The sequence below is a fragment of the Corynebacterium sp. AOP36-E1-14 genome, assembly GCF_052377495.1.
GTDB lineage: Bacteria > Actinomycetota > Actinomycetes > Mycobacteriales > Mycobacteriaceae > Corynebacterium.
Map to the genome: position 1 here is coordinate 1 of NZ_JBQSWV010000035.1, position 23,899 is coordinate 23,899.

The following is a 23,899-nucleotide window of genomic DNA, read 5'->3' on the forward strand; positions in this document are numbered from 1 at the left end:
CCGGGTGTGAACCCTGCATGACCCGACGCGAGAACCCGGCACCCACGTGGGTGCCGGGTTCTGTCGTGCCGGGGACGGCTACACGCCGGTGGCGGTCGCCCCGGCGAGCGTGGCGGCGTGGCGTTCGGCCAGACGCGCCAGCTCGGCCTCGTCGACGGGCCGTCCTGCGTCCGACAGCCAGTTGGCGAGGATGCGGTGCCCATTGCCGGTCATCACCGACTCCGGGTGGAACTGCACGGAGTGCATCGGCAGGGTCGCGTGGCGCATCGCCATGATCATGCCGGACGCCACACGCCCGGTGACCACCAGGTCGTCCGGCACCGTCGCCGGGTCGACCGTCAACGAGTGGTAGCGGGCCACGGTGAACGGGCTGGGGATCCCGGCGAGGACCCCGGTGCCGTCGTGGGTGACGGGGCTGGTCTTGCCGTGGAAGATCTCGTCGGCGCGCACCACGGACGCGCCGAAGTGCTGGGCCAGCGCCTGGTGTCCCAGGCACACGCCGAGCAGGGGGACGCGGTGCGCGGCGCAATGCGCGATGACCTCCAGCGTGCGGCCCGCCGAGGTCGGGTCCCCGGGCCCCGGGGAGACCAGGACGGCGTCGAAGGACTCCAGCGCACCGACCAGGTCACCGTCCGACGTGCCGAGCTGCCCGGCATCGTTGCGCCACACGGTGCAGTCCTCGCCGAGTTCCCCGAGGTACTGCACCAGGTTGTAGACGAAACTGTCGTAGTTGTCGATGACGAGGATGCGCATGACGCTCATCCTAACCCGTGGGGGAATCCGGGGTTCGTGCTGGTAGGGTTGGTTCAGTTCGAACACGTCACCATGTCAGTGAGGGATACACATGCCGAAGTCTCGGATCTCCGATTCACCGGAGTACAACGGCGCCGTCGGCTCCTCGGCCGCCGACCGCCGCACACCGGTCAAGCTGAACGCGACCGGCACGCCGCGCTGGTACATCGTCGTGATGCTCGGCCTGATGCTGCTGGGCCTGGCCTGGCTGGTCGTCAACTACATCGCCGGCCCGCACATCCCCTTCATGGCGGAGCTCAACGCCTGGAACTACCTGATCGGCTTCGGCCTGTTCATCGTGGGTCTGTTGATGACCATGGGCTGGAAGTAGCCCGGTCCGACCGGCCGCCACGGCCCCGGCGCACCACGGTCAGCACGACCGCGACGAGCGCACCGGCGGCCAGGCCACCGAGGTGACCGGGCAGGGAGACCCCGCCCGCGGTCACCGAGTACAGCAGGTTGACGACGATGAGCACCAACGGTGCGCGCACGTCCGTCCTGCGCTCCAGGGACAGTCCCACCAGCATGGCGAACATGCCGTAGCCGATGGTCGACGCCCCTCCGACGAGGCTGTCGGGCTGGAGCCACATCACGGCCAGCCCGCCGCCGACGGCGCAGAGCACCATCGACACCACCATGGTGAGCGTGCCGTAGGCACGCTCCAGCTCCCGGCCGATCAGACCGATGAGCAGCATGTTCATCAGCAGATGGCCCGGGTCCAGGTGAACGAATGCCCCGGTGAGCAGACGCCACCACTCACCGTCGGCGGTGATGGCGTGCGGGTCGACCATGAGGTCCCACGCCACGCCCTGGGCCGACGCGGGACGCGCCAGGCTCCCGCTGTCGAGTCCGGTGACCACGTAGACCACCAGGCAGGCCAGGATCAGGCCTGCCGTGGCGGGGGCACCGGTGAAGAATCTGCGGAGGATCAGGCCACGTCCACGGACTCGATGACGACGTCCTCGTCCGGACGGTCCATGCGGTTGGTGGAGACGCGGGAGATCTTGGCGACCAGCTTCTGGGACTCCTTGTCGGTGACCTCACCGAAGATGGTGTAGCCGCCGTTGAGGTGCGGGTGGGCACCGACGGTGATGAAGAACTGGGAGCCGTTGGTGTCGCGGCCGGCGTTCGCCATGGCGACGAGGAACGGACGGTCGAACTGGAGCTCCGGGTGGTTCTCGTTGGCGAACTCGTAGCCGGGGCCGCCACGGCCGGTGCCGGTCGGGTCGCCGCCCTGGACCATGAAGCCGTCGATGATGCGGTGGAAGATCGCGCCGTCGAAGAAGGGGCCCTCGGTGCTGCCGGAGGCGTTCTCCGTGGTGTAGGGGGCCTTCTCCTTGTCGCCGGTGGCCAGGCCGACGAAGTTGTTCACGGTGGCCGGGGACTGGTCACCGAAGAGGTCGATGACGATGTCGCCGTGGTTGGTGTGCAGGGTCGCTGTCGCGGTTTTCTGAACGGTCATGGGGGCAAGGCTACCGGACGCCGGGCGGGCACCCCTGATCGCCCGATTCCGACTACCCTCGGGGACAGATTTGGTTATCGTTGGATGACGACCCATTTTGTGTCGACAGAAGAACCGTTAGTGAAGTGCCAGAGAAGTGACCGACTACCGGCCGGTCCGCCGAGGATGTTGAAGGAGATGCACGGTCCATGGACCCCAACACCGCGTTCACCGCGCTACGTGCCGCCCGGCAGGTCTCGTCGAGTCTCGGCGGCGACGGCAGGCGCAAGAAGGGGGACGTCCGCGACGTCTCCGGCCTCTACGCTCTGCGGCCCCGTGCCGGGAGCGGGGCACGTGCACGGGGACCGCAGGACCTGTCCTCGGCCCCGGGCCACCACCGGTTGATCGTGGAGCAGCTCCTCGCCGAGAACCGGGCGGCACGGCAGCCGGCCTCCCCGACGTCCGACAAAGATGACAGCAATACCGCCTCGAAAGGAATTACGGTGAGCAACGCCACGAAGAACGACACCACGCAGGGCCTCGACCAGGCCGTACAGGAGGCCGAGAGCGCTCTCGACACCCTGAAGGACAGCAAGGCCGAGAAGCTCAGCAAGAAGGCGTCGAAGGCCACCAAGAAGGCCGACAAGATCTCCTCGAAGGCTGACAAGCGTCGTGCGAAGGCGGACAAGACCCAGGCCAAGGCACTGAAGCGTCAGCACAAGGTCGCCAAGAAGGCCGCGGGCCGCAACGAGTCCCCGCGCGACTTCGTGGAGAAGCGGGTCTCCGCGGTCACCTCGGCCGCCGGTGACCGGGCGAACGCCCTGGCCGACCAGGTGCGTCACGCGCCGGACGCCGACCTCACCGACACCGTCACCCGCTGGGGCCGCACCGCCGCCGAGCGCGGCGGCGAGCTGTTCTCCCAGGCGCAGGAGCGCGGTTCCGCATTCCTCGAGTCGGACGCCGTGAGCGACGCCCTCGACGACGCACGCGACCGCGCCAACCACCTCGGCAAGGCCGGTGCGGCCCTGGCCGCCACCGGTGTCGAGGCCGGCCGCAAGGCGGGCAAGGACGCCGAGAAGTCGGCGAAGGAGACCGACAAGAAGTCGAAGAAGCAGCTCAAGAAGAACCACGGCAAGGACCTGAAGGCGGCGAAGAAGAAGGCCGACAAGGCCGGCAACTCCGCCCGCAAGTCCCTGGAGAGCGCCTGGTCGCAGGCGTCCGAGGTGGCCTCCGAGGTCGGCGAGACCGCGAAGAAGGAGGGTGCCAAGGGCCGTAAGCAGGCGTCCAAGCAGGCGAAGAAGGCGAAGAAGTTCGCCCAGAAGAATGCGAAGACCGCCAACAAGCAGCTCTCCCGTTCGCAGCGCAAGATCAAGAAGACCGCCTCGAAGAAGGCCGAGAAGGTCCGTGCCAAGGAGCTGAAGAAGGCCGCCAAGGCGAACCGCAAGAAGCACACGGGACGCAACATCCTGCTGCTGGCGATCATCGCCGCCGCCGTCGCGTTCGTCGCGCAGAAGGCCAAGGGCAGCGGCTCGGCCGCCCCGTCCGCCCCGGCGAAGACCCCGCGCACCAACGGTGCCCCCGCCACCGGTGCCGCCGCGAAGCCGAAGGCCGCCGCGGCCAAGGCCGAGGAGAAGGCTGACGAGGCTGCCGAGAAGGCCCCGGAGAAGGCCAAGGAGGCTGCCGACAAGGTCGCCGACAAGGCCGAGGAGGCCAAGGACAAGGTCCAGGAGAAGGCCGAGGACGTGAAGAAGGAGGCCGACAAGAAGCAGGCGAAGAAGAACGCGCCCGCGGCCCCCAGCGCTCCCGGTGCTCCCGGCGCCCCGAAGGCGGACAAGAAGGACGCCAAGGATGCCAAGGACGCCAACCCGGAGGATCCGGAGGACGACGGCGGAAAGCACCGCCTGTAGTCTCCCCTGACCCCGCGTGAACCCCCGGACGTTACGTCCGGGGGTTTTCCGCGTCCCGGCGGGCCCGTCCGATGCAGAAGATTTGGTTCCGGAGACGATAGTCAGCCAGTAGGGTGACTGACATGACCACCACCGAGCCCACCGAGCCCACCGGCACCACCGACTCCACCGTTCTCGACCTGCTCATCGTGGGGGCAGGTGTCGCCGGCATCGACCTCGCCCACCACGTCGTCGACGAGTTCCCCGGCTGGAACTGGCGGATCGTCGACTCCAACGACGACCTCGGCGGCACCTGGAACACCTTCACCTACCCGGGCATCCGCTCCGACTCGGACATGGCGAGCTTCGGCCTGCCGTACCGGCACTGGCCGCACAAGGGCACGCTCGGCGAGGGCGCGGACATCCGCGAGTACCTGCGCGACGCCGCCCGCGACGACGGCGTGCTGCAGCGTATCCAGCTGCGCACCTGGGTGAAGCGGGCCAACTTCGTCACCACCGGACCCGCGGCCGAGGCCCACGGTCCGCACTGGGAGGTCACCACGGTGCGCGCGTGGCGTCACGGCCCCGACGACCGGTCGGACGCCACGGACGCCGACCGTGCCGAGACGCTCACCCGCACGCGGCGTCTGCACCTGGCCTGCGGGTACTACGACCACCGGGCGGGGTTCCAGCCGCACTTCGACGGCGAGGAGGACTTCGACGGGCAGCTCGTGCACGCCCAGCAGTGGCGTCCGGAGGAGCAGGGCGACGTCGCCGGACGCCGCATCGTGATCATCGGTTCCGGTGCCACGGCGGTCACCCTGCTGCCGGCGCTGGCGCAGAAGGGTGCGGACGTGACGATGCTGCAGCGCACGCCGACGTGGGTCGCCGCGCTGCCCCGGTTCGACACCATCACCACCATCTGGGCGTCGCTGATCCCGAACAAGCGTCTCGCGTACAAGGTCGCCCGCGCCAACCACATCACCCGCGACATGGTGCAGTGGTACCTCGCCAAGGGCACGCCGTTCCTGTTCAGCGGGTTCCTGCACGCCCTGCAGCTGCGGTGGCTCTCCCCCTCACAGATCCGCCGGGACTTCACCCCGCCGTACCGTCCGTGGGCGCAGCGGGTGTGCAAGGCCCCGGGTGGCGACATCTTCGCCGCGATCAAGGACGGCGGGGCGAAGGTCGTCACCGCCACGATCGACCGTCTGGTACCGCAGGGCGTGCGCCTGCAGGACGGCACGGTGCTGGAGGCGGACACGGTGATCGCGGCGACGGGGCTGCAGCTGCAGTTGTTCGGCGGCGCGGAACTCACCGTGGACGACGCGCCCGTGGGACTGCCGGACACCGTGGCCTACCGGGGTGTGCTCATCTCGGGCCTGCCGAACCTCAGTTTCACGGTCGGCTACCTCAACCAGTCGTGGACCACGCGGGCGGACCTCACGGCCCGCTACATGGTGCGGCTGTGGCACCACATGGTCAACCGGGGTGAGTCGTTGGCCGCGCCGGTGTTCCCAGGGTCGGACGTGGAGCGTCGGGCGTTGCTGGAGTTCGACGCGGGCTACATCAAACGCTCGCAGCACGTGACCCCGCGCCAGGGTGACCGGTCACCGTGGCTGTACCGGCAGGACTACCTGCGCGAATGGCCGGAGCTGGCGCGCGGGGACCTCACTGAGGAGATGGTGTTCGACGACGCAGCCGTGGCCGTCGCACGCGCTCTTCCTGCCTCGACCGCCCAGGCTGTGTCGCCTGGGCCGACCGGTTCTCACGACGCTGCGCCGACCACGTGATGCCCACGGAGGCGGAGATCACCAGCACGATGGTCACCGCCCGCAGCGGCGTCATCTCCTGGTCGAGCAGCACGAAACCGGCCAGCGCGGCGAAGGCGGGTTCCAGGCTGATCAGCACGCTGAAGACGGCCGACGGCAGGCGGCGCAGCGCGGCGAGCTCCAGGGAGTAGGGGATCACCGACGCCATCAGGGCGGTGACCACCGCCGGCACGATCAGCCACGGGTCGGCGGTGACGCCCTCCACGCCGGCGCGTCCGACCGGGGCGAGCATGAGGCCGCCGAGGAGCATGGCGACGGCGAGGCCGCCGGTGCCGGGGATGCGCCGGCCCACGGCGGCGGAGCCGACGATGTAGCCGACCCAGAACACCCCGGCGATCAGCGCGAGCAGCATGCCGACCGGGTCGAGCGCGGCGTCCGACAGGGCCTCGAACCCGAGCACGGCCATGCCGGCGGCGGCGAGGCCGACCCACACGAGGTCGCCGCGTCGTCGGGAGGTGAGCCCGGCGTAGACCAGCGGGCCGATGAACTCGACGGCGACCGCCGCGCTCATCGGGATGCGGTCGAGGGAGGCGTAGAAGAACCCGTTCATCCCGGCCATCATCACCGCGAAGAAGGCGACGGCGCGCCAGTCGCCGGCGTTCCAGGCGCGCAACGCCGGTCGCGCGACGACCAGCAGCAGGGCACCGGCGATGGTGAGGCGCAGGAAGGTCACGCCCCAGGTACCGAGGGTGTCGAAGAGTCCGACGGCCGTCGCGGCGCCGAACTGCAGGGATGCGCAGGACGCCAGGACGAGTGCGGAGGAACGGGTGATGCTCATGGCTCTCATTGTGGGGCCCGCACCAATGGTTCGTCTATCTCAGGTATCTGAACGATAATGGTGAATTGTGCTCAACATTCAACGACTGACCCTGCTGCGCGAGGTGCACCAGCGCGGCACCCTGGCCGCGGTGGCCCGCGAGATGCACTACTCGCCGTCCGCGGTCTCGCACCAGCTCAGTCAGCTGGAACGCGAGGCCGGGGTGCCGCTGCTGGAGACCGTGGGACGCGGCGTCCGGCTCACCGGCGCGGCGTTGCGTCTCGTGGCGCGCACCGAAGAGGTGCTCACGATCCTGGACTCCGCGGAGGCGGAACTGGCGTCCGCACGCCCGGGGGCAGAGGGCACGCTACGTGTCACAAGTTTCCAGTCCGCGCTGGCCACGATCCTGCCGACGGCACTGACCATGCTGGAGAAGCGTCATCCCGCGCTGAACGTGGAGGTCTACCACCGGGAGGTCGCCGAGGCCTTCGAGGGCCTGGCGGCGCACTCCTACGACGTGGTCATCGGCGACGAGTTCCCCGGCCAGCCCGAACCGGTGCGCCCCGGCCTGCACCGCGAAGAACTCTTCGCCGACCCGATGCTGCTGGTCCTGCCCACCACCGGCCGGTGGGCCGTGCCCGCCGAGGAGCTGGACGGACTGGCGGACCTCGCCGAATACCCGTGGATCCTGGAGCCGGCGACGATGCCGCAGGGACGCTGGGAGCGGACCGTCCTACGCGAAGCCGGGGTGGAACCGCGGGTGAAGTGTGAGACCGCCGACCCGATCCTGCGCGCGCACATGGCGCGCACCGGGCACGGGGTCACGGTGATCCCGGCGATGCTGGCCGGCCCGCACCTGGACCACACCCAGGCGTTGGCGATGCCCGGCTCGCCGCACCGCCAGCTCTTCACCGCGGTGCGCGAAGGCTACGCCGACCATCCCGGGGTGCGAGTGTTCCGTACCGCACTGGGCGCCGCGGCGCGGCGGGAGTCGCCGGAGACCCCGGATCAGCTGTGAGGTGCGTGGCCGCGCGGCGATGTTTCATGTGAAACCATGCGGTCGGCGTCGGCGAGACGGTCTGGATGACCCAGGCGCAGGTTGCCCAAATGTTCGGGGTGAGCGTTCCTACGATCAGCGCTCACTTCAAGAACATCCTCGAGAAAGTGTCGCTGACCAGTGATCGAACTGTTAGAAAACTCCAAACAGTTCGATCTGAGGGCGACCGGACCATCCGCCGGGACGTCACCCACTACAACCTGGATGCCATCCTCGCCGTCGGTTACCGGGTCCGTGACGCCCTCCCTGCGGATCACAGAAGGATCCTGCCACTGATTGCGGGCACCTGCTGTGCCCGGTGCGCAGGGGTCATGTGAAACCATGGTGCCCATGACCGACACCACCACGCGCCCCTGGACCGAACTCGCCGCGACCCCCGACCTCCGCCTCGTCGTCCTCGACATGGACGGCACCCTGCTGCGCGAGGACGGCACCGTCCCCGAGGCATTTTGGGACCTGCTGCCGGTGATGCAGCAGCGCGACATCGTGGTGGTGCCCGCGTCCGGACGCCAGTACGCCACCCTGCACGACATGTTCGGCGACCGCGGCATCCGCACCTACCTCGCCGAGAACGGCACCGTGGTCGTGCACGACGGTGAGGTCGTCGCCACCTCTCCCCTGTCCGGCGACACGGTGCAGCAGTGCATCGCCGCAGTGCGCGGGACGGACCGGCGTCTGGGCCTGGTCGTGTGCACCCCGGAGGTCGCCTACGTGGAGAGCACCGACCGCGAGTTCCTCGACGAGGCCGCGAAGTACTACCACTCCCTGAAGCAGGTCGAGGACCTGACCACGGTGCAGGGCCCCGTGGTCAAGGTCGCGGTCTTCGCCTTCGGCTCCGCGGAGGACGCCGCCCCGGTGCTCTTCACCGGCGAGGGCGCGCTGGCCAGCCAGGTCGAGGCGGACAACGCCGTGGTGATCTCCGGGGCGAACTGGATCGACATCATGCTGCCGGAGGCGAACAAGGGCTCCGCGCTGCACGACCTGCAGGAGGAGCTGGGGATCTCGCGGGCGGACACCGCGGTCTTCGGCGACTACCTCAACGACCTGGAGATGGTCGGCGAGGGCGACCTGTCCTTCGCCATGGCCAACGCCCACCCCGGCATCACCGCCGCGGCGAACTACGTGGCGCCGGCGAACACCGAGGACGGCGTGGTGCAGGTGCTGCGCCGGCTGCTGGGGTAGCTGCCGGGACCGGCTGCCGACGAGCAACGGTGCATGTCCGGAATGAACGGCGAAACGGGCACTTCGCCGTCCGGCCTTCCCACGCACTGCCGTCGACACCACCGCACCGTAGAGTTGACGCCCATGACGTTCAGCCTGACACCACCGGGCGCCGCCCGGCACACCTCCAGACGCCGCGGCGCCGGGACGGTCCTCACCGCCCTGCTCACCGTCACCGCCCTCAGCCTCGGCGGCTGCGCCCTCCGCGGACTCGACGACGACGCCCTGCGCATCCAGCTCGCCTTCGTGAAGAACTCGCAGAACGCCGGGGAGTACATCGCCGACCACGACGGCTACTACGAGGACGCCGGCTTCTCCAAGGTCGACCTCATCGCCGGGCCCACCGCCGTGGAGCAGTCCGCCGCCACCGGCCACGCCACCGTCGCCGGCTCCATGGCCCTGGGCACCGCCAACGCCATCGCCGAAGAGGGCATGCCGATCACCATCATCGGGGCGATCTACAGCGTCAACGCCTTCACCATCCTCTCCATGGACGGCCCCGACGCCATCCGCACCCCCGCCGACCTGGAGGGCGCCCGCATCGCCGTCACCCCGGGCACCGCACAATCGATGGTGGAGGGCCTGGCCCGGGCCAACGACGTCGACCCGTCCACCATCACCTTCGTCCCCGCCGGGGAGACCGCCGTACTCACCAGCGGCGAGGTCGACGGCTTCCACGGACTCGCCGCGAACCAGCTCATCGACCTGCAGCGCGCCGGCCACGACGTGGTCTCCCTGCCGCTGGCCTACCACGGGATGCCCTTCGCCGGGGCGTCCTACGCGGTGTCGCGGGAGAGCATCGAGGACAACCGGGAGAACCTCAAGGACTTCCTCGTCGCCTCGATCCGCGGCTGGCGCGACGCCGTCACCGACCCGGCGCGCGGGGCGGAGCTGTCCACGGACGTCTACGGTGCGGACCTCGGCCTCGACCCGGAGAAGGAGCTGCTGCAGGCGGAGGCGCAGACGGAGTACATCGTCAACGACCACACCCTGCCGAACCAGCTCTTCCGGCTCACCGACGAGGCGATGGACGAGAATGTGGCGGCGCTGCGTCTCGCCGGCATCGACGTCTCCCGCGAGGAACTCTTCGACATGAGCCTGCTCGACGAGGTCTACGAAGAGCACCCCGAACTGGCCGAACCCCTCCCCACCGACACGAAGGACGCACCATGAGCACCGGCACCGGTATCCGCCTCGACGACCTCACCAAGACCTTCCCCGGTGGCGTGACCGCCCTGGACCACGTGAGCCTGGACGTCCCGCGCGGCAGTTTCCTGGCGCTCGTCGGCCCGTCGGGCTGCGGCAAGTCCACGGTCCTGCGCATCCTGGCGGGTCTGGAGGAACCCACCGCCGGCACCGCGACGGTGCACGACCTCACGCCGAAGGAGCTGCGTAGCCGCCACGAGCTCGGCATCGCCTTCCAGGACGCCGCGCTGCTGCCGTGGCGTTCGGTGGAATCGAACATCCGCCTGCCGCGGGAGATCGCCCGCAACCCCCTGCCGGACGACACCCTCGCCGAGCTGGTGAAGCTCGTGCGCCTGGAGGGGTTCGAGGGGGCGAAGCCCGGGCAGCTGTCCGGCGGCATGCGCCAGCGTGTCTCCATCGCGCGTGCCCTGGCCGCCGACCCGTCCGTCCTGCTGCTGGACGAGCCCTTCGGTGCGCTGGACGACATGACGCGCCAGCGGATGAACCTGGAGCTGCAGCGCATCTGGACGGAGAACCCGTCCACCACGCTGCTGGTCACCCACGGCATCTCCGAGGCGGTGTTCCTGGCGGACTCCATCGCGGTGATGAGTGCTCGGCCCGGCGCGGTGCGCGAGGTCGTGGAGGTCGACCTGCCGCGTCCGCGCACCCCGGAGATGATGCGTACCCCGGAGTTCCACGCCATCGTCGACCACGTGTCCGACCTGCTGTTCTCCTTCGAGGACGCCTGATGTCGCGGCAGGCGAGACGAACGCTGTCTGTGCTGTCCGTGCCCGCCGTGCTCCTCGGCGCGCTCGCACTGTGGTGGCTGCTGGCCGCCACGGTGCTGCGCCCCCTGGGCACGATCCCCACCCCCGGCGACATCGTGGCCCGCATCGCCGACGACGGCCTGAACTTCTACTGGGTCAACCTGAAGGTCACCGCCATGGAGGCCGGGCAGGGCTACCTGCTGGGCGTGGGCCTGGCGGTGGCGGTGTCGGTGCTGGCCCTGCTGGTGCCGCGGCTGCGCGGCATCGTGATGCAGGTCGCGGTGATCACCTACTCGCTGCCGATCATCGCCGTCGGCCCGGTCATCTACCTCATGGTCGGTGCGCCGTCGAGCGGTGACCCGTCGGCGACGGCGGTGCTGCTGTCGGCGTTGGCGATCTTCTTCACCACCGTCGTCGGCACGTTGCTGGGGCTGGACGCCGCGGACCGTCGCTCCCTGGACCTGGTGGACGTCTACGGCGGTTCTCGCTGGACACGGCTGGTGAAGGTGCAGCTCATCGCGGCGGTTCCGTCGTTCCTCACGGCGCTGAAGGTCGCCGCGCCGATCTCGGTGCTCGGCGCGATCCTCGGCGAGTACGTCGGCGGGGTGGACCGTGGTCTGGGTCCGGCGTTGCTGAACGCCCAGCAGTCGTCGGACGTCTCACGCACGTGGGCGTTGGCGTTGGCCGCCGCCGTGCTGGCCGGCGCGTGGTTCGCGGTGATGGCCCTGCTGGCCCGGCTGGTCACCACGTTGGGCTGGGGGTCGGCGGAGGTGTCGACGGCCGCCCCGGAGCGTGGCCGGCGCTCCCCCACCGCCGTCGCGGTGGAGGTCGTGGTCTCCCTGGTGGTCATCGTGGTGGTGTGGACGCTGGGCCTGCGGCTCCTCGGCATCTCCCCCTTCGTGGGACGCACCCCGGCGCAGGTCGTCTCCTACCTGGCCGACAACACGGACGGCACGAACCACCTCGTCACCCTGCTGCCGGACCTGTGGCGCACGCTGCTCGACACGGCGACGGGTTTCGTGCTGGGCCTCGTCGCCGCGGTCCTGGTGGCCTCGCTGTTCCTGGTGGCACCCACCCTGGAGCGTGCGCTGATGCCCCTGGCGTTGTTCTTCCAGTCGGTGCCGTTGGTGGCGATCGCCCCGGTGCTGATCATCGTCATCGGCCGTGGGCAGCTCACGGTGGCGGTGATGGGCGCGATCATCGTTTTCTTCCCCGCCCTGGTCAACATCGGTTCGGCGTTGAAGAACGTGCCGCCGGCGTTGGTGGACCTGGTGCGCACCTACGGTGCCGGACGTACCCGCGAGCTGGTCACGGTACGGGTGCCGGCGTGCCTGCCGGCGATCTTCGCCGCGGTGCGCATCGCGATCCCCGGCGCGCTGTCGGGTGCGTTGCTGGCGGAGTGGCTGGCCACCGGTGTGGGCATCGGCAACACGGTGATCACCGCGGTGGGCAGTGCGGACACCGACGTGGTGTGGGCGTCGGTGACGGTGGTGACGGTCAGCGCGCTGGTGCTCTACGGGCTCGCCTCGCTGCTGGAGGGTGCGGCCCGCCGACGCTGGGGCGTGTGAGCGAACCGCCGCGTCACATCTCCAGCAACCGGGTGCGCAGCAGGTCGGCGAAACCGTCGGCGCAGCGCATCACGACGCGCACGGTCGCGCCGTCGACGTCCACGTCGTGGCGTCCTGCCGCGGGGCGCTGGTGCCGCAGGTCGCAGACGGTCTGCCCACGCCCCGGCCCGTCGGTGGTGTCGACGACGACGGGCACCTTCGGCGCGCGCAGCAGCTCCACCTCGCCGAGGGCGACGGCCGCGGCCAACGGGTCGTGCAGCGCACAGCACCGACGCCCGTAGATGTCGCGGTAGAAGTCGGAGTAGTAGTCCAGCATCTCCCCCACCGCGGCGACGAAGGGCACGTCGGACGCCTGCAGCGCGGCGATGTCGGACGCCTCGAAGGTGTTCTCCATCGTGGTGTCCAGCGGCACCAGGGTGACCTGCCACCCGGCGGTGACGACCACCTGGGCGGCCTCCGGGTCGTGCCCGATGTTCGCCTCGGTCACCGGGCCGATGTTGCCGGCGACCATCGCCGCACCACCCATCACCGTGACGTGGGCGACGCGGTCGACCAGCGTGGGGTCGCGCTCCAGTGCCACGGCGAGGTTCGTCAGCGGCCCGATCGCCAGCACGTGCAGGCGTCCGGCGTGGCGGTGCGACAGGTCGATCAGCAGGTCGGCGGCGTCCTGCGTGGCGGCGTCCTGCTCTCTGACCGGCGGCAGCAGCCGCTCGCGCACCTCCCCCACCCCGTCGGTGCCGTGCACCTCCACCGCGCCGCCGGCGAAGGCGCCGACCAACGGGTCGGACGCACCGGTCGCGACGGGCACGTCGCGTCCTGCCAGGGCAAGCAGGCGGCGGGTGTTCTCGGCACCACCGGCGGCGCTGACGTTGCCGTGCACCGTCCCCACGCCGACCAGGTCAACCAGGTCGGTGGGGCCGGTGAGCAGGTAGCCCAGGGCGAGGGCGTCGTCGATGCCGGTGTCACAGTCCAGGTACACGGGGTTCGCGATCATCGGGCCAGTGTAGCTACCATCGGCGGGCCGGAGGACACCGAACACAGGAGGACAGTTGAGCACGCAGGAGTACAGGGTCTACCTGGCGGGACCGGAGGTGTTCCTGCCGGACGCCGCCGACGTGGTCGCGCGCATGCAGCAGGTCTGCCGCGACAACGGGCTGACGCCCGTCGCCCCGCTGGACGCCGGACTGGACGAAACTGCAGCACCGGCAGAACCGGACGCGACGTGGATCTTCGACAAGAACGTCACCAAGATCCGTGGCGCCGACGCGGTCATCGCCAACGTCAACCACTTCCGCGGCGCCGAACCGGACTCCGGCACCTGCTTCGAGCTGGGGTTCGCCCACGCCCTGGGCAAGAAGCTGTACGTCTACTCCGAGGGGGCGACCACCGTGGAACGGGTGGAGCGCTTCCACGGTCCGGTCACGCCCGGCGAGCGCCCCACCGACCCGGAGGGCCGCTTCGTGGAGGACTTCGGCTTCGCGGTGAACCTGATGATGGCGGTGCCCGCCACGAACGTCGCCGGCAGCTTCGCCGACGCCGTGCGCGCCGTCGCCGCCGACCTGCGCGGAGATGCATGAGGTCTCCGCGCACCACCGCCGTCGGCGTGCTGGCCGTCCTGGTCACGCTGCCCCTCACCGCCTGCGGCGGGGACGGCGGGCCAGCCACCGAGTCGACCACTGAAGCCGCCACCGGGGCAAGTGCCCTCTCTGTCGAGGCCTCCGGCCGCGGCCCGATCGCCCTGTCCGCCTCCGACGGCGGCGCAGACGGCGCAGAGGGCACAGCGGAGAGCATCGACGGCCGTCTCGTCACCGGGCAGGGCTCCTGCTTCGCGATCGTCGACGGGTCCACCGACGAGGCTCCACGGCCGGTGGTCTTCCCCGCCGGGACGGAGTCGGTGACCGAGCAGGGCCGCCCGTCGGTCACCCCACCGGGGCAGGACACCGTCTACGTCGGCGAACCGATCAGCGTCGAGGCGGTGCCGGTGCAGCTCGAGGACCTGGACGGCCTTCCCGAGCAGTGTGCCACGGGCGGTTCCACGACCGGCCTCGTCGTGCAGTGAGCCGCTCCGTGAGGCCCTGATCCCCCATCGGACGTGTCACTGATGAAATCGTCTGACCTGCATTGGCCTCACCTACTGTACCTTTCTGCGCTGTTCTACTGGACCTTTCTGCGTCAGAAACAGCCCGGTATCCATAAGCCCGCGAAGCGCATGCCACAATGTGACTCATGACACTGCCACCCTGGGTCCGCATCGCCCTGGGCATGTTCGCCGTCTCCTACGGCGCGAACCTCTTCGCCCCGCTGCTGCCGGTGATGCGCGACGTCCACGGTCTCGCGCAGGCACCGGTGAACCTCATCCTCGCCGTCTACGTCCTCGGCCTGATCCCCGCACTCATGGTCGGCGGCCCGCTGTCGGACCGTCGTGGACGCCGCGCCGTGGTGCGTCCCGCGCTGCTGTTCTCCGTGGCGGGCACGCTCGTCACCCTCGCCGCGCACCTCGCCGTTGACGCCACTGACGCCACTGCTGCCGCCGGCCCCGTCCTGCTCAGCGCGGGACGCATGCTCACCGGCGTGGCGGTGGGCCTGGTCCTCGCCGCCGGGGCGTCGTGGCTCAAGGAGGTCACGCCGGATGCAGACGGTACCGACGGGGCCGCCGCCCGGCGCGCCACCGCCGCCACGTCCGCCGGTTTCGGGGTCGGCCCGCTGGTCAGCGGCCCGGTCGCCGAGTGGTTGCCGGGGCCGGACACCACCCCGCTGATCCTGCACCTGGTCATGGCGCTGGTCGTCACCCCGCTGGTGTGGGTGACCCCGGAGGCCGGCCGACGCTCGGACTCCCGGCTGCGTGTCCCGCCCTCGGCGCGCTCACCGCGGTTCCTGTTCACGGTGGCACTGTGGGCGCCGTGGGCGTTCGGCCTGGCCACGACGTCCTTCGCCGTGCTGCCCCCGCTGGTCACCGCACAGGTGTCGGCACCGGTCGCCTACACCGGGCTCATCGCCGGGGTCACCATGCTGACCGGCACGTTCGTGCAGCCGTGGGCGGGGCGGCTGCCGGTGCACACGCGGGTGACCCCGCCGATGTACGCGCTGGGCACCGCCGGGCTGGGCATGGTCGCCTCGATCGTGGTGGTGACCACCCAGGCGGTGTGGTTCCTGGTGCCCACCGCGGTGGTGCTGGGCACGGCCTACGGCATCATGATGGTCTCCGGGCTGCGCGAGGTGCAGCGCATCGCCGGGCCCGGGGAGCTCGGCTCGCTCACCGCGGTCTTCTACGCCCTGACGTACCTGGGCTTCTTCATGCCGTTCGTGGTCTCGTTGATCGCCCCGACGGTGGGTTACGTGCCGGTGTTCTGCGTCGGCGCGGCGGTCTGCGCGGTGTCGGTGCTCGTCACCGCACGTCACAGCCACCCGTTCTGATCGGCCACGCCCACCGCCTCGAAGCGGTTGGACGTCCCGGTCTTGCCGATCACCGAGGACAGGTGGTTGCGTACCGTGCCCTGCGACAGGTGCAGTTGGGCGGCGATCTGCCGGACGCCCGCCCCGGAGCGCGCCGCGCGGCACACCTCGACCTCGCGCGCGGTCAGCGGTGAGTCCGGGGTGAACAGGGACTCCTCCGCCAGTGCGGGGTCGACCACGCGCAGCCCGCGGTGCACCCGACGCACCGTCTCGGCCAGCTGGGACGCCGGGGTGTCCTTCACCACGAAGCCGGTGGCACCGGCGGCGAGCGCGGCGCGCAGGTAGCCGGGGCGTCCGAACGTCGTCACGATCACCGAACGGCAGGACGTGCCGGACGCCGCCAGCGCCTGTAATTCCTCCGCCGCCTCGATGCCGGTCATGCCGGGCATCTCGATGTCGAGCAGGGCGACGTCGACGCGGTGCTCCCGCACGGCGTCGACCACCTCGTCGCCGCGTCCGACCTCGGCGACGACGTCGATGTCGCGTTCGGTGGCGAGCAGCGCGGCGAGGGCACCGCGCACCAGGTCCTGGTCGTCGGCGACAAGTACCCGGATCATTGTTGACCTGCCATTCTCACCAGCACGGTGGTGCCGGCGGTGCCGTCCACTGTCAGCGTGCCGCCGGCATCGGCGACGCGGCGACCCAGCCCGGTCAGCCCGTTGCCCCACCGGGCCGCGTCCGTCCCGCCGACACCGTCGTCGCTGACCTGCACCCGGTCGGCGCTCATCGTCACCTCGCACGTACGCGCCCGCGAATGACGCACCACGTTCGTCACCGCCTCACGCACCACCCACGAGTACAGGTGGGCGTTCACCCCGGCCACCGACACGTCGTGGGGCAGGACGGCGCGGATGCCCGCGGTGCCCAGCGCCCGGCGCGCGGCCTCCACCTCGCCGGCGAGGTCGGGCGAGCGCATCCGCGTCACCGTGGAGCGCACCTCGGCCAGGGCCGTGCGGGAGATCCGGGTGATCTGCTCGAGCTCGTCCTTCGCCGCCGCCGGGTCGGTGTCGACGAGGCGTCCGGCGAGCTCGGACTTCAGGGTCACCACGGTCAGGGAGTGGCCGAGCAGGTCGTGGACGTCCACGGCGATGGACTCGCGCTGCCGCGAGATCTCCAGGTCGTGCTCGAGCTCCGCGCGTTCCTCGTAGCGGCGGGTCACCAGTGCCACGGCGTAGACCATCGCCGGGGAGACCAGCGTGCCGCCCAGCACCCCGGGCATCGCCGCCGGTTCCAGCAGCCACACCAGCGCCGTCGACACGACCACCAGCACCACGGTGGCCGGCAGGCTGAACCGTACCGGCAGCGGGAAGGACAGCACCGCCACGAAGAAGGGGACGAGGAAGGTCGCCAACGCGCCGACGACCACGGCGGTCACCACCGCCACGACGGCGAGCAGGGAGAACCAGAACAGGTAGCGCCGCATCATCGACATCCCGCCCGGCCAGTGGTCGACCAGGCCGAAGGCGGTGGCGTACACCGTGCCGAAGAGTACGAACAGGGCGACCCCGGCCACCGTGCGTGGCGTGAACCCCTCGGTGACGACCAGCACCACCGCGGGGACCACGAGCACGACCAGCCAGATGGACGCCATCAGGCTGGAGGCACCGTCGAAGTTCTTCATCGCCGTCCCTTCTCCCGGGAGTGCAGGGCCAGGACCACGGCGACGAGGACCGCCGTCCAGACCAGGAAGTTCACCACCGCCCACCATAGCGGGTCGTGCACGAGCCACGGTTCGTACGAGACGGACTGGTAGCCCTCGCTCAGCGGCCACCTGGCCAGCGACACCGCCCCGTACATCGGGCTGAAGCGTCCCACGGTCATCATCGTCTCCGGCAGGGGCATGAACAGGTTGCCGAGGAACGCGAGCACCACCACGCTGGTCCCGGCGATGCTCACCGAGGTCTCCGTGGGCCAGGCCTGCGACCAGGCCATGCCGTAGAAACCGAAGGGAACCGCGCCGACGACGCACAGCAGGAAGGACGCCGCCCACGCCGCAGCCGGCATCGACGCGCCGGTCACCGCACCGACGGTGAACACGGCGGCGACGGGCAGCACCGCGCGGATGGTGATGCCCAGCAGACGCGACGCCACCAGCTGCGCGTGGGTCAGCGGGGTGAGCGCGAGCTGGCGTCCCCAGCCGGTGGTGCTCTCGACCACGACCTGCCCGGCGGCGGCGACCGCGCCGGTCACGCCGGCGTAGAGCGCCATGCCGATCATGATGTACGCCGAGACGTCGCCTCGGCCCACGGACTCGTCGCCGAACCCCATCGCCTGGCCGAAGACCAGGTAGAACACCACGGGCAGGCCCATGGAGAAGAAGAGCATCGCGCCGTCGCGGGAGAGCCGACGCAGGTCGTGCAGGGCGAAACGTAGCGTGGTCATCGCGCACCCCCGGTCAGCCGGATGAACGTGTCCTCCAGCGTCCGCCCGCTGATACGCAGGTTGGACGCGCCGCGGGAGAGCAGGTCGCGCGCCAGCGCGTCCGACTCCCCGGTGGTCACCGAGTGGTGGCCGTCCAGGTCGTACTCCACGACGACGTCCCCGCCGCCGCGCAGCTCCTCGGTGGTGCCGTCGGCGACGACGGCACCACCGTCGAGCAGGACGATCCGTGCGGCGACGTCCTGCGCCTCCTGCAGGTAGTGCGTGGCGAAGACGACGGTGACCCCGCGGGCGGACTGCACGCGCATGTCCTCCCAGAAGTCGTGGCGGCTGGCGGGGTCCATGCCCGCGGTCGGCTCGTCGAGGATGAGCAGCCGTGGGTCGCCGAGCAGGGCGAGGGCGAAGCGCAGGCGTTGCTGTTCACCGCCGGAGCAGCGTCCCACACGGCGTTTCCTCATGTCGGTCAGCCGGGCGTGCTCCAGCACCTCGGCGACGGGACGCGGACGGTGCATCGTGGCGGCGATCATCGCCACCGTGCCCTCCACGGTCATGTCGGGCAGCAGCCCGCCGGTCTGCATCACCGCCCCGACGCATTGGCCGGTGATCGCGGCACGCGGTGTGCCGCCGAGCACGTTGACCGTGCCGGCGGTGGGTTTCGTGAGGCCGAGGACCAGGTCGATCAGGGTGGTCTTGCCCGCGCCGTTGCGGCCGAGCAGGGCCACGATCTCCCCGCTGGTGACGGTCAGGCTGACGTCCTGCAAGGCACTGACGCCGCCGCGGAAGGACTTGTGCAGCCCCTGTGCGTTGATGGCCGTGTGTGTTGTGGTGGCTGTGTTCTCCATGCCCCCAACACAACCGCGCCCCGGACCCGAAGGCCCGGGGCAACGGTCACGACGTGACCATGACAGTTGTCATGTGTCCGACCCGGTGATCAGCCGGCGATGATCTTGTTGAACTCGCGGGCGACCGGGGCCGGGGAGAACCGGGCGGCCAGACGCAGGGCCAGGTCGGGGAAGGACACCGAGTAGTCCTGGCGCTGACGCTCCAGCCAGTTCTTCGGGTGCACGGACTTCCACACGGCGTCGGCGACGTCCTCGGTCTTGATGCGCACACCGAGACGCTTGGTCGAGGCGGCCTCGACGTCGGCGAGCTTGGTCTTGACCCACAGCGGCATGATGTTGACCACGCGGATCTTGTCCTTGCGCCACTCCAGGCTCATCGCCTGGGTGAAACCGTGCACGTAGAACTTCGAGGCGGAGTACGGGGTGATGTGCGGCTGACCGTAGATGCCGGACGCCGACCCCATCGACACCATGTGCGAGCCCTTGGTGTTCTTGAGGTACTGGTGGGCGGCACGCGCGCCGAAGGTGATGCCGGTGCAGTTGATCTCGATCTGCTTGGCGATCAGGCCGGGGGCCTGGTCGGCGACGTCGTGGTCGCCGATGATGCCGGCGTTGTTGTCGAGGACGTCGAGACGGCCACCGGTGTGCGAGGTGAAGTCGGCCAGGGCCTCCTCCCACGACTCGTAGTCGGTGACGTCCAGACGGCCGGTGATGATGTCGGGGAACTGCTCCTTGAGCAGCTCGAGGCCCTGCTCGTCGATGTCGTAGGCGCCGACGGTCCAGCCTGCGTCGCGGAACTTCAGTGCGACCTCGCGACCGATTCCGGCGGCGCCGCCGGAGATGAAGATGCTCTTCGTGTTGTTCATAGGGCGCAATCTATCAGGGGTCCAACATAGATACATCACAATCCGAAAAATGAGCTTTCCCCCACTACAGTGGGCGGGTGTTCTCCGACAGCCAGCCGAAGGGCCCGGTGAGGCCTTCGGTGATCTCCGTGGTGCCGGCACCCATGATCGGCGAGTTCGGTGTGCAGCGCTTCTCCGGGACGCTGCCGGGGTCCAGGGCGTCACGCACGATGTCGACGACCCGCGGCGAGTAGGACATGGAGACGTGGTCCGAATGGTCCTGCTCGCACCCGTCCTGCACGGTGACGTTGGTGACGCTCGCACCCTCACCGGCGGTGAGGAACGTCGAGTCGTAGGGCGTGGTGACCTCGTCGTACTTCGTACCGACCGCGGTGTAGTCCACGCCGGGCACGGTGTCGCCCGCGGCGTTGAGCCGCTCGAGCAGCGGTGAGCCGTACTGCTGCTGGGTGCCGCCCTCGCCGATCACGTAGTCCAGCGCGGGGTCGAGGTCCAGGCCGAGGCCACCGATGAACCGGTTGAGGTTCGCGATACCGGACAGGGTGGTGCCGTGGTTCGTGGCACCGAGGGTCACGGCCCTGTCCACCTTGTCCGCCCCACCGTTGAAGGTGAGGTACTGGCGTGCCAGCAGCCCGCCCTGGGAGTGCCCGACGAGGTCGACCTCCTCGCTGCCGGTGGCCTCGAGGACGCGGTCGACGAACTCGCCGACCTCGGTGGCGGACTCGGCGATGTCGCCGGTGGCGAAGGTGTTCGGCAGGACGGTGCCGACGCCGCCCTTGTCCTGGATCTCCGCGCGCCCGTAGTTCGGGGCGAAGACGCAGTACCCGTCGTCGGCGAGTGCCGGCGCCAGTGCGGACCAGCTGTCGTAGGCGTTCTCCCACGTCCCGTGGATCAGGACGACCGGGTTGCGGTCACTGGTGCAGTCCCAGTCGTTGGCCCCGGCCGGGGAGCGCAGCGGGTCGTGGAAGCTCTGCACGAAGGCGTCGACGAAGTTGGACGGGGCGGCGGGCTCAGCTGGCGCAGTGGAGACGGTCACGGCCGCGACGGTGGCCACCGTCGCCACGGCGACGGCGCCTTTGGTTTTGAAACGTAACATGATCCAGAACCGTACCGGATCCTGTTCGCCCGCAAACATGGATCGGTGTGGTTCGAGGCAGTTTCGTCACCGGTAGGCGACGCCCCGCTCCTGCAGGATGTCGCGCAGGCGCGTGGGGTAGTCGGTGATCACGCCGTCGGCGCCGGCGTCGACGTACTCCTCCATGTCCGCGGCCTCGTTGATGGTCCAGGGCACCACGCGCAGGCCCGCGTCGTGCGCCCGGGTGATGAAGGACGCCGCGTCGACGTCCTCGTAGGCGGGGCTGAGCACCTCGACGCCGAGCCGCTGCGCGGCGGCGACGACGTCCCCGTCGCCGTAGTCCACCGGGCCGAGGTACGGCGAGTCCGGCACCCACGTCGTCGCGTCGAACAGGGCGATGAGCGGGACCTGCGGTGCGCGCTCGCGCACCAGCGGCAGGCTGGACCAGTCGAAGGACTGCACGGCGATGCGGTCGGTGGTCCCGGCGTCCTGCGCGGCGTCGAGGATCGCGTCCACGTACTCCTGCGCCGGGGCGGAACGTTCCGGCTGCTCCGCCTCGATCTTGGTCTCGATGTTGAAGTGGACCTGCGGGTCGCGCGCGGCGAGGTCGAAGACGTCGGTGAGGGAGAGGATGCGGTTGTCGTCGGCGTGGACGGCGTCGGGGTAGTCCTCCAGCGGCAGGTTGCAGTTGAGGGTCTGCAGCTGCTCAAAGGTGAGGTCGTGGACGTCCTCGCCGACGTGCTCGCCGGTGCACTTGTCGGCCTGGATGGAGGCGTCGTGCCAGACGACGGGGACGCCGTCGGCGGACAGGTGGACGTCCAGCTCGAGGGTGGTCACGCCCCGGTCGAGGGCGTGGTCGAAGGCGGCGACCGACTCCTCGGTGTACTCGCCGCGTCCGCCGCGGTGGGCCTGCAGGTCGAAGGTGGACGGCAGGTTGTCCGCCGGGGAGGACACCGCCGGCGGCACCGGCGGCAGGCCGAGGCTGCCGGTCACCGAGGCGGCGGCGGGGGACGCGGCGAGCCCCGCGGCCAGAACGGCGGAGACGGAGACGGCGGCGGCGATGTGAGGGGTGCGGGGCATGGTTCTCCTGGGCTTTTGTCGGGGGCTGTCGTCGGGGGCGATCTGACCGTAACGGCCCGCCGCGCCCGCCGCAGGGGACGTTGCCGAAGGTTCACCGAAACTTAAGCAACCAGTTGCCTATCGTGCTAGACACGGAGAGCATGGACATCAACACCACCCAGCTCCGACGTCTCATGCCCCTGTGGCCGCCCCTGCTCGGTGCCGGGGTGAAGATCCGCGAGTTCGCGCAGGACGGCTCGCGCGTCCTCGTCACCCACCGTCCCAACCGCCTGACCAGGAACATCGTGGGTACCGCCTTCGGCGGCACGATCATGTCGATGACCGACCCCTTCTTCATGCTCGCCTCCATGGCGCGCCTGGGCGGCGGGTTCAACGTGTGGGACGTCGGCGCGGAGGTCTCGTTCCTCAAACCGGGGCGCGGCACCCTCACCGCCGACATGCGCATCGACGACGCCACCTACGAACGCATCCGCGAGGAGACCACCGAGGGGCGCAAGTACCTGCACTGGTTCGAGGTGGACGTCACCGACGAGGCCGGCGACACCGTCGCCACGGTCCGCCGCCAGGTGTACTACCGGCGCAAGCGTTAGGCGCGCAGACGCCACAGCGAGGTGACCTCGCGGCTGCGGGCGACGTGCAGCGGGTCGTCGGCGTCGCGGACCTTCGGGTGGCGTGGGGCTGTGTCCTCCCGCCCGACCACGCGCAGCCCACCGTCGGCGATCCACCCCTCCAGCTGCTCCCGGGTGCGCAGGCCGAGGTGTTCGGCCAGGTCGGAGAGCACCAGCCAGCCCTCCCCGCCGTCGGTGAGGTGCTCGGCGAGCCCGGCGAGGTAGCGGCGCAGGGCGTCCGACCTGTCGTCGTAGATGCCGAGTTCCAGTTCGGAGGTCGGCGTGCCCGGCAGCCACGGCGGGTTGAACACGACGATGTCCGCGCGCTGCCCGGGCAGCCACAGGTCGGCCTCCACGACCTCGGCGGAGACCCCGAGGCGCTCCAGGTTGGCGCGCGCGCAGGTCACGGCACGCGCACTGACGTCCGTCGCCGTCACGCGTGCCCCGTGCCGTGCCAGGACGGCGGCGAGGACGCCGGTGCCGGTGCCGATCTCCAGGACGTCGCGTCCGGACGTCTCGTCGGCGAGCCGGTCGACCAGGCCGACGTACTCGCTGCGCGTCGGCGAGAAGACGCCGTAGTCCGGGTGGACGTGGTCGCCGAGCTCCTCGACCCACACCCCGCGCAGGTGCCACTGCCAGGCGCCGAGGACGCCCTGCAGTTCGGTGAACGGCACGCGCCGCGGGCCGTCCTGCCCGTAGGCGTGCCGGCACGCCTCGCGCACGTCCGGCGCCCGTCGCAGGTCGAGGCTGTAGTCCTCCCCCAGATCGACGAGGACGCGGCCCAGGACGTCCGCCCGCTCGGCGCGTTCGGCGCGCTGGCGCAGGAACAGCGTCGCGGCGTCGGTATCCCCGGTCCGACGCCTCCCGGCCCGCTTCGTCAGCCGCCGGTCGAGTGCCTTGAGCAGCTGGCGGGCGTTGTGGAAGTCGCCCGTCCACAGCAGCGTGCCGCCGGTGCGCAAGTGGCGCAGCGCCCGGTCGGCGGTGGTGGTGTCGTCGGCGATTTCCGTCATACCGCTGATTGTTCCACGGACCCTGCTAGGGCGTGTTGCTAAAGGGTGCTGACTTCATCCAGTCCAACGTCGCCGCCAAGCACACC

25 protein-coding genes and 1 pseudogene are annotated in these 23,899 nt (G+C 70.2%); 13 read left to right on the plus strand and 13 right to left on the minus strand.

Annotated features, from left to right (window positions below):
* Positions 1–78 precede the first annotated feature (78 nt).
* Complete coding sequence (locus ACT3TD_RS13090; protein WP_301444247.1) at positions 79–753, minus strand: aminodeoxychorismate/anthranilate synthase component II; 675 nt, start codon at positions 751–753, stop codon at positions 79–81.
* 91 nt (positions 754–844) lie between these two features.
* Between ACT3TD_RS13090 and crgA the strand changes: the two genes are divergently transcribed.
* The gene (gene crgA, locus ACT3TD_RS13095) at positions 845–1,123 is read left to right on the plus strand and encodes a cell division protein CrgA (RefSeq protein WP_301444246.1); all 279 of its coding nucleotides are present in this window, start codon (positions 845–847) and stop codon (positions 1,121–1,123) included.
* On the opposite strand, the gene ACT3TD_RS13100 is transcribed toward crgA, so the two are convergent.
* Together ACT3TD_RS13100 and ACT3TD_RS13105 are read right to left on the minus strand one after the other, a co-directional pair.
* Positions 1,086–1,652, minus strand: a complete 567-nt coding sequence (locus ACT3TD_RS13100; RefSeq protein ID WP_301444245.1) for a rhomboid family intramembrane serine protease — start codon at positions 1,650–1,652, stop codon at positions 1,086–1,088. The two genes, crgA and ACT3TD_RS13100, sit on opposite strands and share 38 nt — an antisense overlap.
* Before the next feature lie 68 nt (positions 1,653–1,720).
* On the minus strand, positions 1,721–2,254 hold the full coding sequence (locus ACT3TD_RS13105) for a peptidylprolyl isomerase (RefSeq protein ID WP_441579719.1): 534 nt from the start codon (positions 2,252–2,254) through the stop codon (positions 1,721–1,723).
* A gap of 188 nt (positions 2,255–2,442) precedes the next feature.
* Between ACT3TD_RS13105 and ACT3TD_RS13110 the strand changes: the two genes are divergently transcribed.
* Positions 2,443–4,140, plus strand: coding sequence for a hypothetical protein (locus ACT3TD_RS13110; RefSeq protein WP_444638018.1), 1,698 nt, complete (start codon positions 2,443–2,445; stop codon positions 4,138–4,140).
* A gap of 122 nt (positions 4,141–4,262) precedes the next feature.
* On the plus strand, positions 4,263–5,909 hold the full coding sequence (locus tag ACT3TD_RS13115; protein WP_301441782.1) for a flavin-containing monooxygenase: 1,647 nt from the start codon (positions 4,263–4,265) through the stop codon (positions 5,907–5,909).
* A 55-nt stretch (positions 5,910–5,964) separates the two neighbouring features.
* Here the strand turns inward: ACT3TD_RS13115 and ACT3TD_RS13120 are convergent.
* Positions 5,965–6,735: pseudogene (locus ACT3TD_RS13120) on the minus strand (EamA family transporter); the annotation flags it as partial.
* Between the two features lie 58 nt (positions 6,736–6,793).
* On the opposite strand from ACT3TD_RS13120, the gene ACT3TD_RS13125 reads away from it, so the two are divergent.
* From ACT3TD_RS13125 to ACT3TD_RS13150, 6 genes are all read left to right on the plus strand, one after another.
* Entirely contained in the window at positions 6,794–7,723 is a 930-nt protein-coding gene (locus ACT3TD_RS13125; protein ID WP_301441783.1) for a LysR family transcriptional regulator, read from the plus strand.
* 89 nt (positions 7,724–7,812) lie between these two features.
* On the plus strand, positions 7,813–8,079 hold the full coding sequence (gene rhuM / locus ACT3TD_RS13130) for a RhuM family protein (RefSeq protein ID WP_301441813.1): 267 nt from the start codon (positions 7,813–7,815) through the stop codon (positions 8,077–8,079).
* Positions 8,080–8,092: 13 nt separating this feature from the next.
* On the plus strand, positions 8,093–8,944 hold the full coding sequence (locus ACT3TD_RS13135) for an HAD family hydrolase (RefSeq protein ID WP_301441784.1): 852 nt from the start codon (positions 8,093–8,095) through the stop codon (positions 8,942–8,944).
* Between the two features lie 123 nt (positions 8,945–9,067).
* Positions 9,068–10,156 (plus strand): ABC transporter substrate-binding protein, encoded by a 1,089-nt coding sequence (locus ACT3TD_RS13140; RefSeq protein WP_301441785.1) that lies wholly within the window; start codon positions 9,068–9,070, stop codon positions 10,154–10,156.
* Complete coding sequence (locus tag ACT3TD_RS13145; protein WP_301441786.1) at positions 10,153–10,917, plus strand: ABC transporter ATP-binding protein; 765 nt, start codon at positions 10,153–10,155, stop codon at positions 10,915–10,917. Before ACT3TD_RS13140 ends, ACT3TD_RS13145 begins: the two co-directional genes overlap by 4 nt.
* Positions 10,918–10,955: 38 nt before the next feature.
* Positions 10,956–12,503, plus strand: a complete 1,548-nt coding sequence (locus ACT3TD_RS13150; protein ID WP_301441787.1) for an ABC transporter permease — start codon at positions 10,956–10,958, stop codon at positions 12,501–12,503.
* Between the two features lie 13 nt (positions 12,504–12,516).
* Here ACT3TD_RS13150 and ACT3TD_RS13155 read toward each other — a convergent pair whose 3' ends face one another.
* Complete coding sequence (locus ACT3TD_RS13155) at positions 12,517–13,497, minus strand: nucleoside hydrolase (RefSeq protein WP_301441788.1); 981 nt, start codon at positions 13,495–13,497, stop codon at positions 12,517–12,519.
* A gap of 55 nt (positions 13,498–13,552) precedes the next feature.
* Between ACT3TD_RS13155 and ACT3TD_RS13160 the strand changes: the two genes are divergently transcribed.
* The 3 genes from ACT3TD_RS13160 (at position 13,553) to ACT3TD_RS13170 (ending at position 15,917) form a co-directional block, all read left to right on the plus strand.
* Complete coding sequence (locus tag ACT3TD_RS13160) at positions 13,553–14,080, plus strand: nucleoside 2-deoxyribosyltransferase (protein WP_301441789.1); 528 nt, start codon at positions 13,553–13,555, stop codon at positions 14,078–14,080.
* Complete coding sequence (locus tag ACT3TD_RS13165) at positions 14,077–14,562, plus strand: hypothetical protein (RefSeq protein ID WP_301441790.1); 486 nt, start codon at positions 14,077–14,079, stop codon at positions 14,560–14,562. Before ACT3TD_RS13160 ends, ACT3TD_RS13165 begins: the two co-directional genes overlap by 4 nt.
* A 167-nt stretch (positions 14,563–14,729) precedes the next feature.
* Complete coding sequence (locus ACT3TD_RS13170; RefSeq protein ID WP_301441791.1) at positions 14,730–15,917, plus strand: MFS transporter; 1,188 nt, start codon at positions 14,730–14,732, stop codon at positions 15,915–15,917.
* Here ACT3TD_RS13170 and ACT3TD_RS13175 read toward each other — a convergent pair.
* The 7 genes from ACT3TD_RS13175 to ACT3TD_RS13205 all read right to left on the minus strand — a co-directional run bounded on the left by ACT3TD_RS13175 (position 15,899) and on the right by ACT3TD_RS13205 (position 22,195).
* Positions 15,899–16,513: a response regulator transcription factor gene (locus ACT3TD_RS13175; RefSeq protein WP_301441792.1), complete on the minus strand. Its 615-nt coding sequence runs from the start codon at positions 16,511–16,513 to the stop codon at positions 15,899–15,901. The genes ACT3TD_RS13170 and ACT3TD_RS13175 overlap by 19 nt on opposite strands.
* The gene (locus ACT3TD_RS13180) at positions 16,510–17,577 is read right to left on the minus strand and encodes a sensor histidine kinase (protein WP_301441793.1); all 1,068 of its coding nucleotides are present in this window, start codon (positions 17,575–17,577) and stop codon (positions 16,510–16,512) included. The genes ACT3TD_RS13175 and ACT3TD_RS13180 overlap by 4 nt, the downstream gene beginning before the upstream one ends.
* The gene (locus tag ACT3TD_RS13185; RefSeq protein ID WP_301441794.1) at positions 17,574–18,338 is read right to left on the minus strand and encodes an ABC transporter permease; all 765 of its coding nucleotides are present in this window, start codon (positions 18,336–18,338) and stop codon (positions 17,574–17,576) included. The genes ACT3TD_RS13180 and ACT3TD_RS13185 overlap by 4 nt, the downstream gene beginning before the upstream one ends.
* Entirely contained in the window at positions 18,335–19,177 is an 843-nt protein-coding gene (locus ACT3TD_RS13190) for an ABC transporter ATP-binding protein (protein ID WP_301441795.1), read from the minus strand. Before ACT3TD_RS13190 ends, ACT3TD_RS13185 begins: the two co-directional genes overlap by 4 nt.
* A gap of 89 nt (positions 19,178–19,266) precedes the next feature.
* On the minus strand, positions 19,267–20,043 hold the full coding sequence (locus ACT3TD_RS13195) for an SDR family oxidoreductase (RefSeq protein ID WP_301441796.1): 777 nt from the start codon (positions 20,041–20,043) through the stop codon (positions 19,267–19,269).
* Positions 20,044–20,107: 64 nt separating this feature from the next.
* Positions 20,108–21,136: a lipase family alpha/beta hydrolase gene (locus ACT3TD_RS13200; RefSeq protein ID WP_441579638.1), complete on the minus strand. Its 1,029-nt coding sequence runs from the start codon at positions 21,134–21,136 to the stop codon at positions 20,108–20,110.
* A gap of 66 nt (positions 21,137–21,202) precedes the next feature.
* Entirely contained in the window at positions 21,203–22,195 is a 993-nt protein-coding gene (locus ACT3TD_RS13205; RefSeq protein ID WP_301441798.1) for a glycerophosphodiester phosphodiesterase family protein, read from the minus strand.
* Positions 22,196–22,335: 140 nt separating this feature from the next.
* Here ACT3TD_RS13205 and ACT3TD_RS13210 point away from each other — a divergent pair, with 140 nt between their 5' ends.
* A complete protein-coding gene (locus ACT3TD_RS13210; RefSeq protein WP_301441799.1) occupies positions 22,336–22,785 on the plus strand; it encodes a DUF4442 domain-containing protein in 450 nt (149 codons plus the stop codon).
* On the opposite strand, the gene ACT3TD_RS13215 is transcribed toward ACT3TD_RS13210, so the two are convergent.
* On the minus strand, positions 22,782–23,813 hold the full coding sequence (locus ACT3TD_RS13215) for a methyltransferase (RefSeq protein ID WP_301441800.1): 1,032 nt from the start codon (positions 23,811–23,813) through the stop codon (positions 22,782–22,784). The genes ACT3TD_RS13210 and ACT3TD_RS13215 overlap by 4 nt on opposite strands.
* Positions 23,814–23,899: the final 86 nt, after the last annotated feature.